Raw genomic sequence first — 14,478 nt, 5'->3', positions numbered from 1 at the left:
TGAGCTTACCTATACGCAGGCCGCGGTTTAGGGTACGGGGTCGTAGCCGTGGCCGCCCCAGGGGTGGCAGCTGGCAATGCGCCGCAACGCCAGCCACCCGCCCCGCCACGGCCCATACTTGTTGATGGCCTGCACCGCATATACCGAGCATGTGGGCGCATAGCGGCAGCTCGGCGCGGTGAGCGGCGAAATGAAGCGCTGGTAGAACCAGACGAGGCCGAGAAAAAGGGCGCGGAAGAAGCGGGACAGCATAGCGAATATGAAAACAGCAGCTACTTCGGCAGCGCATTCAGCTCCTGCTTCCACCGTTCCCAGTCGGGCAGCAGCCGGGTTTGCAGGTCATAAAAGGCCTTGGAGTGGTCGCCTACTAGCAGGTGGCAGCACTCGTGTAGCAGCACGTAGTCGAGGCACTCGGGGCGGGCGCGCACCAGCTCCGGCGAGAGGCGGATGCGGGCCGAGCGCGGCGTGCAGCTGCCCCAGCGCGTCTGCATCTGGCGCACGGATAGGGTAGGGCGCATGAGATTGAATTCGGTGAAGCGCGGCCACACCCGCACCAGTGCTTCGGCGAAAAGCGGCCCGGCCTGGCGGGCGTACCAGGTGTGGAGCAGGGCTTCGGTTTGGGCCGACGTTAGGGGCGCGGGCGTGGCGATTATTAACTCATCGCCTTCCACCGTCACAGTCGCCCGGCGGGCTTCGGCGAAGCGCAATTGATAGGGCTGGCCTTGGTAATAATGCGGGCTGCCGGCCTCAAAATGCCGGGTGGGAGCGGGCGCGGGCCGGTTGGCAAACGCTTCCTGGTGCTTGATAATCCAGTCGGCTTTTTTCAGCACCTGCTGGGCCACCCATTCGGGCGAAGTGCCGGCCGGGGCGCTGATGTGCACGCTGCCATCGGGCCGCACGGCGAAGCCGATGGTGCGCCGCGACCGGAACACAAGCGTGTAGCTGAGGGATTGATTTCGGTAAGCAATGGTTTCGCGGCGGGGCGCGGCAGAGAAGGAGCGGGGCATGGGACGGCAAGTTCGGCAGCGGTGCCGGAATGCTTAACCGCTTGGGCCGGCAAAATAATTTCGGGTCGAATTGAGCCAATCGCAGCCAAGTTGCTACCTTACCGTTATGAAACACGGTTTACCTAAATATATTTCTACTTTCTGTTTTCTTGTTGTTGTCTCGGCTCTGTGGCCGGTGGCTTCGGTGCGGGCGCAGGGCAACGGCCCAGGCGTGCGCGGGGCCCGCGCCGCCGCGCTCAGCAACGCCTCGGTGGCCCTTTCCGGCGAGGTATGGAGCATGGGCAACAACGTGGCCGGCATCAGCGAAATCCAACGGCCCAGCGTGGGCTTCTACGCTGAAAACCGCTATTTCAGCTCGGCCCTGAACGTGGGCGCGCTCACGGTGGCCCTGCCCCTGGGCCGCACCACCGCTCCCGACGCGGGCGGCGTGATGCAAGGGGCCGAGGGCGCCGCGCCGTCGCTGAGCCCCGCAGTTGCGCCCACCTGGGCGCGCAATGGTGTGGTGGCCTTGGAAGTCCAGCGCTTCGGTGGGGTGCTATACAATGAAACCCGCGTGGGCGCGGGCTACGCCTACCGCTTCGGCCAAATCAGTCTGGGGGCGCGGGCCGATATGCTGCAAGTGAGTATCGAGGGGCTGGGCAGCCGGCGCGTGGTGCTGGGCACGCTGGGCGGCCAGATTGAAATAGTGCCCCGCCGGCTCAGCTTCGGGGCTTCGCTCTACAACCTTGGCCAGACCAAGCTGGCCAGCTACCAGGACGAGCGGGTGCCCACTATCCTCAAAGCCGGCCTCGCCTACCGTCCCGGCAGCCAGGTGCTGCTGTTGGTGGAAACCGAAAAGGACGTGGAGCGCGCCGCCAATTTCAAGGTGGGCCTGGAATACCGGCCGGTGCCGGTACTGGCCGCCCGCCTGGGTCTGGCCTCGCTCACCGAGCAGGCCAGCGCGGGCATTGGCGTGCTGGCCGGCGCGTTTCAGATTGACTACGCGGCGGCGTTTCAGCAGGCGCTGGGTTTCAGCCAGCATTTGAGCGTGAGTAAATCGTGGGGCGGGAAGCAATGAGGAAAAATCTACGCTTACGCCCTGGTTTCAGCCTGCGGAATGGGTTGGCCGGGCTCATAGTTTGCGGGGCCTTGCTAATCGGGCAAACCGCAAATGCCCAGGACTACGTGCGCCGCGCCCCGGATTTGGACCGCCTGACGCAGGAATTGTTTGCCGAAATTCAGTCGGACGAAGTGCCTTATGAGGACCTCTACGAGACGCTGCTCCAGTATTATCAGACACCCATCAACCTTAATACCGCCACCCGCGAAGAGCTGCGCTCGCTGCTGCTGCTCAATGAAAACCAGATAACCACGCTGCTCAACCACCGCCAGGCCAACGGCGACCTGCTGAGCGTGTATGAGCTGCAAAGCATTGAGGGCTACGACCTGCGCACGATAAACCGCATTCTGCCCTTCATCGGGGTGCAGAGCAGCGGCCGGAACTCGGCCCGCGGCTCGCTCTGGCAGCGCATTGCTCGCGAGGATAATAATGCGCTTTACCTGCGCTACGAGCGGGTGCTGCAGCAGCGCCAGGGCTACACGCCGCCCACGCTCTACCAGGGCCAGCCTACCACGCGCTACCTCGGCTCGGCCGATAAGATGCTGATTCGCTACCGGGTGAGCCACACCAAGGATTTCAGCGTGGGCTTTTCGATGGAAAAGGATGCCGGCGAGCCCATTGTGTGGAACCCTAAGAATGGGCAGTTTGGGGCCGATTATGTGTCGGCGCACCTGCTCATTCAGGAGCGGGGCAAGCTGAAATCCCTGGCGCTGGGTGATTATCAGCTGCAATTTGGGCAGGGCTTGCTGCTATCGTCGGGCCTGGGCGTGGGCAAGGGCGCGGAGACGATTACGACCCTGCGGCGCTCGTCGGTGGGCGTGCGGGCGTATTCATCGCTGCTCGAAAACTCGTTTTTTCGGGGCGGCGCGGCTACGTATCAGGTGGCGCCTACGGTGCAGGCCACGGGCTTCGTGTCGCACAAGAACGTGGATGCCAACCTGCAGCAAAGCCAGGATTCGTTGGCGCAGTACGACGAGTTTACCTCGGGCCTGCTCTACACCGGCTTCCACCGCACGGCCTCGGAAATTGCCAACCGGCACCGGCTGGCCGAAACCATCGGGGGCGGCAATGCCACCTACACCAGCCGCGACGGCAACCTAGCCATCGGAGCTACCGGCGTGTTCACGCACTACGGCACGCCCATTCTCAAACGGCCCGAACCTTATAATTACTTCGAGTTCAGCGGCCGCGAAAACCTGGCCCTGAGCCTGAATTACAGCTACGTCTACCGCAACTTCCTGCTCTTTGGCGAAACGGCGCGTAGCACCGGCGGCGGCCTGGGCACCGTGAACGGCTTGCTGGCCAGCCTCGGCTCCAGCGTGGACGCGGCCCTGCTGGTGCGGCACTACGATTCCAATTTTCACACCCTCTACGGCAACGCCTTTAGCGAAAACACCCGCAACATCAACGAAACCGGTGTTTACATCGGCCTGAAAGTGCGGCCCGTGGCCCGCTGGGAAATCTCGGCCTACTACGACCAGTTCCGCTTCCCGTGGCTGCGCTACCGCGCCAGCGCCCCCACCGACGGCCACGATGCCCTCGTGCGCGTGGCCTACTCGCCGACCAAAACCAGCCTGCTCTACGTGCAGCTGCGCCAGCGCCTCAAGCCCCGCGACCTAGCCAGCACCGACCTCCTCAACCTCGACCCCAACCGCGCCCTGCCGCTGCCCGGCGAGCAGTTGCGCCAGAGCATTCTGGTGTACTACAATACCGTCATCTCGCCGCAGCTGGAGTTGCGCACCCGCATGCAGGCCCTGCGCCTGCGCGACGACGACGGCCTGGCCTGGCGCAGCGGCTACGTGCTGGCCCAGGACGTGGCCTACCATTTCAACCGCACCCTCAAGCTCACGGCCCGCTACTCCATCTTCGATGCCGATGACTACGACTCGCGCCAGTACGTGTATGAGCAGGATGTGCTATTGGCCGTGTCGGTGCCGGCCCTCTATGGCCAGGGCACGCGGGTGTACGGCATCGCCGAAATCCGCGTCAACCGCGCCCTGACGCTCTGGCTGCGCTACGCCGAAACCCGCTACCGCCACCAGGACGTGGTGGGCACGGGCCTGGAATCCATCCAGGGCTCACTGCGTGGCGAGGTGAAAGCGCAGCTGCGGGTGAAATTTTAGCGCGAAAATTCCGGCCCGTACTTAGTCATCGCCCGTCTGGCATTGCCCGGCGGGTGGTGGCACAAGTACGGCATGTTGTAGCAAATAGTCATTTGATTTATTCCAATTAATAGTTGTTGTCTTTGAATTAATCAATGATACATGCCATGGTTTAATAAAAAACTGATAAAAGCAATATGTATTCTATTTATTTTGCATTATGTATCGTATTATCAGGTAATTATAGGTGAATAGCGTCCAGCTAATGGTCGTAAATAGTTACATGGCGCGAAAATGACGTTTCAACCTCCGATAATAGGGTTTGGTCGAATAAGCAGCTGACCCAGCAGTCAGTGAGGCTAGTTTTGTATTGACTAATTCATAGGTAAGTTGATGTTTTTTGCTGAAAGTCGCTTGCAAATTCAAGGGCTTTTCCTCCCCATCATTAAGGTGATAAACGAGGAAAGTCACGATTTGTAGAGCGACTTTTCTTGTGCTTACGAAAGCCCAAAAAATAACGCCAACGACTGATTGAGCTCTACAAACAGCAAACTTATATGCAGAAAAGATTACCATTGTGCCAAGTACTGTCGGGAGGAACTGGCAGGAGACATTTCGGACACATACTGCGCATCAGCTCCCTAATCTTATTACTACTAGGTGCGGGCCATCAGCAGGCCGCCGCCCAAGCGGGTAAAAGCGGCCCGGTTGCCATTGCCACTACCGGCACCATCGTCAACGAATACACCGCTCTCACGGCCAACGCGGCCATGGGTGCCACCACCATCACAGTAGCCGCCAGCGCGCTGAATGCCAACAGCCGCTTTGCCGCCCCGCTGGCTGCTGGCGACCTGCTTCTTCTGGTGCAGCCCCAGGGTGCCGCCATCAGCACCGCCGATGATGCTACCTACGGCACCGTAACGGCCCTTAATAATGCCGGCCGCTACCAGCTAGTAGAAGTGGCGTCGGTGCCTTCGGGTACAACCATTGCCCTGAGCTGCAAGCTGTACAGCGCGTACACTACGGCCGGCCATGCCCAGGTGGTGCGCGTGCCGCGCTACACCACGCTCGCCGTGAACACCAACGTGAGCGTGAAGGCACAGGCCTGGAACGGGACCACGGGTGGCGTGCTAGCTATCGAAACCACGGGCAACGTGACGCTGGCCACCGGCGCTACGTTGGACGTATCGGCCCTGGGCTTCCGGGGTGGGGCGCTGGAGCAGAATACCGACGCGGCTGGCAATAACGACTTCGGCTACCGCTCGGCGAACGATACCTACGGGGCCGAAAAAGGCGAAAGCATCGCCGGCACCATTGCCGAATATGACGCGCTGAACGGCCGCTACGGGCGCGGCGCGCCGGCCAACGGCGGCGGCGGCGGCAACTCACACAACGCCGCTGGCGGCGGCGGGGCCAACGTGGCCGTGGCCGGAGCCACCTATACCGGTACCGGCAACCCCGACCGGGGCACCGGCAACGCCTACGACGCGGCCTGGAACCTGGAAGCGGCCAACTTTGCTACCTCCACATCCACCGGCGGCGGGCGCGGCGGCTACAGCTACTCCAGCACCAACCAGGATGCCCTGACGCTGGGGGCAGGCCAAACGGCCTGGGGCGGCGACAACCGCCAGAACAAGGGCGGCCTGGGTGGCCACCCCATCGTGAGCAGCGGCCGGGCCTTCTTCGGCGGCGGCGGCGGGGCCGGCGATTCGAACAACAACAGCGGCACCACCGGCGCGGCCGGCGGCGGCTTTCTTTACCTGGTATCGGGCGGTGCCGTAACCGGCGGCTCGCTGCTGGCCGATGGCGGCTCGGTAACGACGGCCAGCAACAATGACGGCGCGGGCGGCGGCGGCGGCGGCGGCAGCGTGGTGGTGGTTTCCACCAACCTGACCACGACTTCCCTGCTGGCGCGCGGCGGCAAAGGCGGCAACCAGAGCGCCATTGGCGCAGAGGCCGAAGGCGCGGGTGGCGGCGGCGGCGGCGGCCTGGTGAGCTACACCACCGGCACGCCCACCACCGACGTGAGCGGCGGCCTGAACGGCACTACGCTGTCGTCATCCCTCACCGAATTTCCGCCCAACGGAGGCACCCGCGGCGGCGCGGGCCGCGCCGATGCCAGTGCCTGCTCGGTGGCCCTGTGCCCGGCGGTGGCCGACGTGGCCACCAGTATCAGCTTCGGTACTAACCCGCTGCCGGCTAACCAGCAAGCGGTTATCAATGTGACGTTTATCAACAACGGGCCCGATGCGGCGGGCACCGTAACCCGCTTTGTGCAGCTGCCTTCCGGGTTGGGCGGCAACACCGTGACGGTGACCACCAGCGCGGGTTCGGGCAGCTACAATAATGGCAATGGCCGGGTAACCTTCACCAATGTCGGCACGCTGGCCAACGGGGACAATGCCAATGCGACCATCACCTACACGCCTTCGGTGGCGGGCACCATCGACGTGTCGTCCAGCATCAGCACCACGACTTCGGAAGCGTGCCAACTGAGCGACGACAACTCGGGGACCAATACCCTGGTGGTGATTTACCCGGCTGATTTGAAGGTGACACTGAGTGGCCCTGCTACAGCGGATGCCAAAAGTAGCATTACGTACACGGCTACCGTTCAGAATATTACGCCTAACAATCCTGGTACGGCCGATGCCACCAGCACGGTGCTTACGGTGCAGCTGGCCAAGGGCTTGCTGACCACCAGCTTTCCGGCCGGCACCACGTATGATTTCGATACCGGCATTGCCACGCTGGCCATCGGGCAGGTGAACCGGGGCGCGGCCGTGCGAAGCTTTGCTTTCACCTTCACGCTGCCCAACAACAACCAGCCCGTGGCAGGCATAGCCTCGGCCACCGCCTTCGAGCCCGACCCGGACGCAACCAACAACAACGGCGTGGCCGGCACCATGCGCGTGTCCACCACCGTGGCGCTGCCCGCCGGCACCGGCAGCTGCGCCGGTACCACCTACGATGGCTCAACGGCTACGCAGGGCCTGTATGCCGAGTATTTCAAGGGTTATTTCAACGATGTGCTCACGTTCTTCGATTCGCCCAGAACGGTCGATATGAAGCGCTCGGAGGGCACCGTGAACTACACCGCCAGCAATGCCTGGGGCGATACGTCGGGCGCTTTCGGCAGCGGCTCGGTTACCAATCCCGATTCGTACAGTGCCCGCTACCGGGGCTACCTCACCATCACCACGGCCGGCAACTATACGTTCTCGATGCTCAGTGATGATGCCGCCTACCTCTGGCTCGATAACTCAGCCCGCGCCAACCCGCTGGTTGCCGCTAATACCGTGGTGAAGGACGTGGGCACCCACGGCCCGCGTACCGCTACCGGCACGGCCGTGTACCTGCGCGTCGGCTCGCACCCCTTGCTGGCGCTGTACGGTGATAATGGCGGCGAAAACCAGTTCCGCCTTTCCTACTCCGGCCCCGATACGGGCGGTGCCACGGTCGTCATTCCAACCAGCGCGATGTGCAGCCGGCAGTTTAGCGGTCCGCTGCCGGTGACCCTCACGGCCTTCACGGCCCAGGCCGAAGGCCGCGCCGCCCGCCTGAACTGGAACACCGCCACGGAACTGCACAACGACCGTTTCGACCTGGAGCGCAGCCGTGACGGTGTGGCTTTCCAGAAATTTGCCGAAGTGAAAGGCGCGGGCTCCAGCACCAGCGCCCACAACTACAGCTACCTCGATGCCAACGCTGCCGAAATGGGCGGCGGCAAGGTTTACTACCGCCTGCGGCAGGTGGACCTGGACGGCAGCAGCGAATACTCGCCGGTGCGGACGGTGGCGTTTGGCGTGGGTGCGGCCGGCCCGGCGGGCTTCGTGCTGTTCCCCAACCCGGCGCAGGAGCGCGTGAGCCTGCAGCTGAGCCTGGCCACGGCCGGCACCATCAACCTCACCGATTTGGCGGGCCGCGTGATATTGCGGCAAACCATTGAAGCTGGAGCTACGCAGCCTTCGCTCGACCTGAGCACCCTGGCCACCGGCACCTACGTGGTGCAGGTGCTGCAGAATGGCCAGCGCTTCACGCAGAAGCTGGTGCACTCCGGCAACTAAGCCGAATAGTCATTCTGATATTCTGCCATCAAGACAAAAAAAGCCGTTTCCAGATTGGAAACGGCTTTTTTTGTCTTGATGATTTCCAGCTCCAGAAGCCCGCTTAGCTTTCCGTTTTCAGCAAGACCACCTGTGTCTTATCCGCTACGCTGATTTTGCGGCGGAAATCGAGGTAGCCAGCGTAGGCGGTTTTGGGCAGGTGGCCGCGCTTCAGCTCCAGCCGGCGGATGTACTGGATGGTGCCATCGGGCAGGGTGGCATACTGGCTGGCGTAGGTGCCGTAGGCGGTGCTGAGCTGCACGGGAGCGGGCAGGTTTTCGGGGTGGAAGCCGGCGGGCAGGTGCAGGCGGACGGTGTCGGCGTGCAGGCTGGCGTGGTCGAGCCACAGGTCGGCCTGGCGCTCGCCTACCTGCGCGGGCAGGGCGGGCAGGCGGCTCAGCAGGTTGGGGTTGATGAACACGCGCTTGCCGCTGGGCGGGGCAAAGCCCGGCAGCGCCAGCGCCAGGTTCTCGACCACGCCCGGCAGCGGGCCGGCCGGGGCCGCCGTCAGGTTAAATTTGGTGAGGGTGAAAGTGGGCAGCTTGAGGCGGTCGGTGATGTATTTTTTCTGTTCCACCAGCCCCAGCCCGTGCATTAGCTGGGCATACAGGTCCTGCTCCTGGCCGGTGCGCAGGGTGCGGGCCGTGGCCGTGGCGCTGCCCGTGGCGTCAAGAAACAGGTCGAGCCGGCGTAGCTGGCGGTTTTCGGCGGTGCTGTAGCGGGGCGTGGCCACCAGCTTGCCGCCCTCAGGTGTGAGCAGCAGCGCGTGGCGGTTGCCCGTGAAACTGCCCATGTAGCCGAAGGCTTCGGTCTGGCTGGTGCATTCCAACCACAGCGTGTCGGCCTGGCTGCCTTTGGCTGGCGGCACGCACACGATGACGTGGTTGAACTGCGTACTGGGAAAGTCGGCCCGAATGTCGGGCTCGTCGGAGCCGGCTTTTACCAGGGCCACGTAGGCTGGTACGCTCGCGGCATTCAATAAGGCCATCGTGTAGTTGCTCAGGGCCTTGCAGTCGCCGTAGCCATTGCTGGCCACCGAGCTGGCCGGGAACGTTTGCCAGCCGCCCAGGCCCAGCTGCACCGAGATGTAGCGGGTGCTGCCCTGGAGCAGCTCATACACGCGCTGCGCCCGGATGCGCGGGTCGGTGATGCCGCTGACCAGCGCGGCTACTTTGGCCGTAGTGGCGGGCGGTAGCACGTCGCGGCCGGCATTCAGCTCGTAGCTCCAGCGCCCCAGGTTCTGCCAGGAGGTGGCCGAGCCTTTGTGGCCCTGCACCTCGAAGATGCCGGGGGCCATGGCCACGGACGGCGTCAGGGTGGCCAGCGGCGGCGCGGCCTCTTCCTCGTCCACCGCCGGCAGGTTATCCAGGTGCCACTCGTAGGTTTCCTGGCCGTTGGTGCTGGTGTGGGCCACGGCGGTGCCGGCAGGCAGCTGCCGCTCCTGGTAGCGCAGGGGCAGGGCCGTGGGCGTGGTCACGCGCAGGGTAGCGCTTTGCACGGCCAGGCCTTCGGCTTCCTGCGGCTGCCAATGCGGGTAGAATAAGGTGTTGTCCGACACGGTTTCGTAGTCAAACTCTACCGTGTAGGGCGTTTGGGGCTGGCGCAGGTCGGCGTAGCGCACCCGCACATCGGTCATTAAATCATTGCTGCCCACGCCTTGGTCGTGGATTTCGGCGGCCCGCAGCTGGTGCAGCAAGCGCCCGTCGGCATCGTACACCGCCCCGCGCAGGTAGCTCAACGATTCGAGGTCGTAGTAATACTCGCCGTGCCGGCCAAAGTCATCGCCCGCCGCATCGAGCACGGTGATGACGCGGTGCACGGTGTGCACCAGCCGGCCGGCCGATTTCACGGTCACCACCTCATCGTCGGCCCGCAGCACGGCGCTGGCGCCTTCGCGCAGGGCCGCCGGAATGTCGGCCACGGCATATTTGGGGGCGGGCGCGGCCGGGGGCATCAGGAAACTGCCGAGCGGTAGGGCCGCCAGCAGGGTCAGGAAAGCTTTCATAAGGAAAGGACTGTTGGAAAGAAAATTAAGCCTTCTTTTTGATAATCAGCTTCTCGCTTTGATAATCAGCTTCTCGCTCTGCTTGGTCAGCATGAGGCGGTACAGCTCGCGCAGGTACTGGTAGTCGGTGGCCGCGTACACGGGTTTGCGCAAGCTCAGGCGGCTGGTAATATTGACGGTGGCACCGGTGGCGGCGATGGTGTAGAAAAACCGGCCGCCGTTATCGGGCAAGTCCACCACGGCGGGCTTGGGCAGTTCGGCCAGCTCGTAGCCGGCCGGCAGCGTGAGAGTCATCATCATGGTTTCCTCGGTGCTGGTTCCGAAATCGACGGGGAACGTGCGGGTTTCGTGGCGGAAGGGGTTTTGCTCCGCAACAAACTCGCTGAACGGGTTCAGGTAGAGGCCACCGGCGGCCGCTTGCTCGGCGGGCTGGGCAAACTCGTAGTCAACCACCAGCGGCTTCAGCAGGTTGGTGCGTCCCGACACGGCGAAGCTGGGCACCGTCCAGGCCGTGTGCTTGCCGGCAAACTGGGTGCGGTACTTGGGCTCGCCCACTTTTTCGAGCTCGGCGCGGGCCGTGGCCCCGGCGTAGCCGCTGTACTCTTCGTGCACCTTGCCGCTGAGGGCGCCTTCGGGCGTGAGGGCCAGCTGCACCTGCTGGTAGTGCACGCGCCGCTGGCTGGGCGTGAGGTCGAGCCAGCGCGAGGCCTTGCCGTCAGGCATCACCAGGCGGCCCACCTGGTTGAGGCAGCGCTCGGGCAGCATGCCGCCGGGCAGCAGCGGCTCGGTGGCATCCAGCAGCAGGTCTTTGCCATCGGGCAGGGCCACGTGGGCCACCACGTAGTTGAAGCGCGTGGCGAGCGGAAAGTCCGTGGTGAGGTGGCCGTGGCTGCGGGTGCTGAGCAGCACGGGGTTGGCATCGACATTGGCTACCCGCAGCGCGGCAATCAGCAGCATATTGATGTCGGCCGCATTGCCGAGGTGCAGCTCCCCAAAGGTTTTGCGCAGCGGGTTCGAGGTATAAATGGTTTCGTAGCCGTTGTATTTCACCGCATCGCGCACCAGCGCGTGCACGGCAGCGGCCCGCGCCTCCACCGTAGTGGCGGGCGTGAAGGCCAGCCTGGCCACGGCATCCTTCATAAAGCCGCCCTGGTCCAGCTGCAGGCCAAAATTTTTGTCCTGCAGCAGGGTAGCGTCAATCTTTTCCCAGGTGCCGGTGTAGTCCTTGCCCCCCACGCCGGGCACGTAAACGCTGGCCAGCTCCAGGTCCATGCTCGCCGCGTAGTCGTTCATGGTCGTGATGTAAGGCTCCTCGCGCAGGGCGGGCACGTCGCGCATGGCCCAGCGGTAGAGCCAAGTGCGGGTGGCCCGGTTGCCCATGATGGTGCTGCCCTGCGTTTGCTCGCGCACGGTGAGGGGCAGGTAGCCCCGCATCACGGTTTTGTAGTTGAAATAATCGGGAAAGTTGACCCGGTACTCGCTCCAGCGCACCGGAATAGCATGCTGAAACGTCCAGTCCGGCAGGCTAATCGAAACATCGGATATCACCGAGTAGGTAAATTCGATGACGGAGCCTTCGCGCACGTTGGGCATGGTGAACTTGCGAATGCGCAGGTGTGCGGTCACATCATCCGTGAACTTGCCGTCGTCTTCCAGCTTGATTTTTTCGACCGCCCCATTGGTCAGGTTGTAGGTGAAGCCGCGCAGCCCCACCAGCTTCTGGCTCATGCTGAACAGCGGAACCTCGACCGTGGCCCACCCATAACCAGCTTTTGTGAGGATTTTGATGCGCGTGGTGCGGTCCGTTATGGCTTGCAGGCTCCCATTAGCGCCCATTTCTACCCGGGAGCTGCCATAGTCGCACAGCATCACCGCGGCGGCGCTGTCGCCCACAAACGGCGCTGCCGTGAAGTCACCGGGGTCAGGCTTGCCAAATTTGATGGGTTCGGTCTGGGCCCGGGCCGTTAGGGTGGCTAGTACCAGGGCGGCCAGCATCGCCGGGTAGCGTAACGAGTGCTTCATACTATTCAGAGAGCAGGGAAAGGGCGGGGATTAGTTGACGGCAGAAAAACTGGCTGCTCAGTTGCCGGCTAGGCTTTTTTCTTGATAATCAGCCGCTCGTTTTGCTTTTCCAGCATCAGGCGGTAAAACTCGCGGAGCTGGGCGTACTCCTCGGCCGCGTACACGGGCTTGCGCAGGCTCATTCGGCTCATGAGCTGCACCACGCCGGGCGCGCCGGCCGTGACGGTGCAGATGAAGCGCCCGCCGCCCTCAGGCAGGTCCACAATGGCGGGCTTGGGCATTTCGGCCAGCTCGTAGCCGGCGGGCAGCGTCAGGGTCACCATCGTGGTTTCATCCTGCGGCGCGCCAAAGTCCACGGGAAACAGCCGGTCGTCGTGCCGGAAGGGGTTTTGCTCGGTGCCGAACTCGCGCAGCGGGCTCAGGTAGAGCATATCGGCGGTGGCGTTGTCGTCGGCGGCCTGGGTAAACTCGTAGTCCAGGGCCAGGGGCTTGGCCACGTTTTCGCGTTCGCCTACGGTCAGCTTGGGTACGGTCCAGCCGCTGTGTGGGCGGGTCATCTGGGCCAGGTATTTCTTCTCGCCCAGGCTGCTTAGCTCCTCGCGGGCCTCGGCCCCGGCGTAGCCGCCGTGCTCCTCGTGCACCTTGCCCGTGAGGCCGCCTTTGGCATCCATAGTCAGGGCCACTTGCTGGTAGTGCACGTAGCGCTGTTCCGGGTTGAGGTTAACCCAGCGGCCCAGTTCCGAATTTTTCATGATGAGGCGGCCGGCCTGGTTCAGGCAGCGCTTGGGCAGCACGCCGCAGGGCAGCAGGGGCTCGGTGGCATCCACCAGCAGGTCTTTGCCATCGGCCAGCGGCACCAGGGCCAGCACGTAGTTGAAGCGCGAGAGCATGGGCTGGCTCTGGTCGACGCGGCCGTGGCTGCGGGTGCTCAGCAGCAGCGGATTGGCCGGAATGCCGGCCATGCGCAGGGCCGAAATGAGCAGCAGGTTCACATCGGCCGAGGTGCCGTGGTGGGCATCAAAGGCCTTGCGCAGCGAGGCCGTGGTGGCGTAGTGGTTGGTGCCGTCGTAGCGCACGGCGGCCATCACTACTTCGCGCACGGCGGCGGCGCGGGCCGACAGGTCCGGGTATTGGGCCACCAGCGGCATAATCTGGTCCTTCAAAAAGCCGCACCGGTCCAGCTGCCCGCCAAAATCGTCGCTGTTCAGCAGCTCCATATCGATTTTGGCCCAGGTGCCGGATACGTTCTGGTAGGGCTGGTTCGGAAACTGCTCGCCGGCCAGCTGGAAGGTGATGCGGTCCAGAAAATCTTCCGACGTGGTCATGTACGGCTCGCTGCGGAACGCCGGCACGTCCTTCATGGCCCAGTCGTAGTTGGTGGTCCGCGCCGATATGGCATCGCTGCTGCCGGCCTGGTGCGTGGTACCGAAGCCGCTGCCTACCGTGCTGCCAGACGTGCGCACGGTAAACTGTATGGCACCCTCGCTCTGGCTCTGCACGGCCATCGGGTGGTAGCCCTGCTGCAGCATCTTGTAGCGGAAATACTCCGGAATGCTGGCCCGGAACTCGCTCCAGCGCACGGGAATGTCGCGCTGAAACGTCCAGTCCTGAAAGTTGAACAGGAAGTCGGAAATCACCGTGTAGTTGTACTCAATCACCGACCCCTCGCGCACGTCGGGCAGCGTGAACTTGCGCACCCGCACGTTGGCCGTCTGGTCTTCGGTGAAGGTGTTGGTGCCGTCCAGCTTGGTTTTCACCACCTGGCCATTCACCAGGTTGTAGGTGGTGCCGCGCAGGCTCGACATCTTCTCCTGGTTTTCGCCGCGGTGGTAGAGGGGGACTTCTATCGTGGCCGCATCGTAGCCGGCCTTTTTCAGGATTTTGATGCGCGTGGTGCGCTCCGATATCAGCTGGAAATCGTTGTTGTTGTACTGGAAGTTGGTGGTACCATAGTCGCACAGCACCACGGCCGCCGCAGCCGAGTCGCCCACAAATGGCGCGGCCGTAAAGTCCTTGGGGTCGGGCTTGCCGTATTTGATGGGCTCAGTTTGGGCCTGAGCCGTGAGACTGGCCAGTACCAGGGCAGCCAGTGCTGCCGGGTAGCGTAAGGAGTGCTTCATAGAAAGCGGGTTAGGAA

The 14,478-nt window shown here is 63.4% G+C and carries 8 protein-coding genes; 3 read left to right on the top strand and 5 right to left on the bottom strand.

The features are described from left to right. Positions 1-27: 27 nt before the first annotated feature. A complete protein-coding gene (gene yidD / locus ACYU70_RS09090; RefSeq protein WP_198066967.1) occupies positions 28-252 on the bottom strand; it encodes a membrane protein insertion efficiency factor YidD in 225 nt (74 codons plus the stop codon). Positions 253-272: 20 nt separating this feature from the next. Continuing rightward, complete coding sequence (locus ACYU70_RS09085) at positions 273-1,007, bottom strand: M48 family metallopeptidase (RefSeq protein ID WP_342298648.1); 735 nt, start codon at positions 1,005-1,007, stop codon at positions 273-275. A 106-nt stretch (positions 1,008-1,113) separates the two neighbouring features. Here ACYU70_RS09085 and ACYU70_RS09080 point away from each other — a divergent pair, with 106 nt between their 5' ends. From ACYU70_RS09080 to ACYU70_RS09070, 3 genes are all read left to right on the top strand, one after another. After that, a complete protein-coding gene (locus ACYU70_RS09080) occupies positions 1,114-2,064 on the top strand; it encodes a PorV/PorQ family protein (RefSeq protein ID WP_342298649.1) in 951 nt (316 codons plus the stop codon). Positions 2,065-2,135: 71 nt separating this feature from the next. Further along, a complete protein-coding gene (locus tag ACYU70_RS09075) occupies positions 2,136-4,229 on the top strand; it encodes a helix-hairpin-helix domain-containing protein (protein ID WP_342298651.1) in 2,094 nt (697 codons plus the stop codon). Between the two features lie 554 nt (positions 4,230-4,783). Then, positions 4,784-8,275: a T9SS type A sorting domain-containing protein gene (locus tag ACYU70_RS09070; RefSeq protein ID WP_342298652.1), complete on the top strand. Its 3,492-nt coding sequence runs from the start codon at positions 4,784-4,786 to the stop codon at positions 8,273-8,275. Positions 8,276-8,378: 103 nt separating this feature from the next. Here the strand turns inward: ACYU70_RS09070 and ACYU70_RS09065 are convergent, their stop codons facing one another. The 3 genes from ACYU70_RS09065 to ACYU70_RS09055 all read right to left on the bottom strand — a co-directional run bounded on the left by ACYU70_RS09065 (position 8,379) and on the right by ACYU70_RS09055 (position 14,461). Next, positions 8,379-10,319, bottom strand: coding sequence for a DUF3857 domain-containing protein (locus ACYU70_RS09065; protein WP_342298654.1), 1,941 nt, complete (start codon positions 10,317-10,319; stop codon positions 8,379-8,381). Between the two features lie 45 nt (positions 10,320-10,364). Continuing rightward, on the bottom strand, positions 10,365-12,341 hold the full coding sequence (locus ACYU70_RS09060; RefSeq protein WP_342298656.1) for a DUF3857 domain-containing protein: 1,977 nt from the start codon (positions 12,339-12,341) through the stop codon (positions 10,365-10,367). A 68-nt stretch (positions 12,342-12,409) separates the two neighbouring features. Then, on the bottom strand, positions 12,410-14,461 hold the full coding sequence (locus ACYU70_RS09055; RefSeq protein ID WP_342298657.1) for a DUF3857 domain-containing protein: 2,052 nt from the start codon (positions 14,459-14,461) through the stop codon (positions 12,410-12,412). Positions 14,462-14,478: the final 17 nt, after the last annotated feature.

It is taken from the genome of Hymenobacter segetis (genome assembly GCF_054776495.1).
The sequence above is the reverse complement of the archived record's forward strand: the minus strand, read 5'-3'. Positions and strand labels throughout refer to the sequence as shown.

Bases quoted from the DNA above. Each gene is read 5' to 3' on its own strand.
- ACYU70_RS09080 (WP_342298649.1), top strand. From the start codon at position 1,114: ATGAAACACGGTTTACCTAAATATATTTCTACTTTCTGTTTTCTTGTT.
- yidD (WP_198066967.1), bottom strand. From the start codon at position 252: ATGCTGTCCCGCTTCTTCCGCGCCCTTTTTCTCGGCCTCGTCTGGTTC.
- ACYU70_RS09065 (WP_342298654.1), bottom strand. From the start codon at position 10,319: ATGAAAGCTTTCCTGACCCTGCTGGCGGCCCTACCGCTCGGCAGTTTC.
- ACYU70_RS09085 (WP_342298648.1), bottom strand. From the start codon at position 1,007: ATGCCCCGCTCCTTCTCTGCCGCGCCCCGCCGCGAAACCATTGCTTAC.
- ACYU70_RS09055 (WP_342298657.1), bottom strand. From the start codon at position 14,461: ATGAAGCACTCCTTACGCTACCCGGCAGCACTGGCTGCCCTGGTACTG.
- ACYU70_RS09060 (WP_342298656.1), bottom strand. From the start codon at position 12,341: ATGAAGCACTCGTTACGCTACCCGGCGATGCTGGCCGCCCTGGTACTA.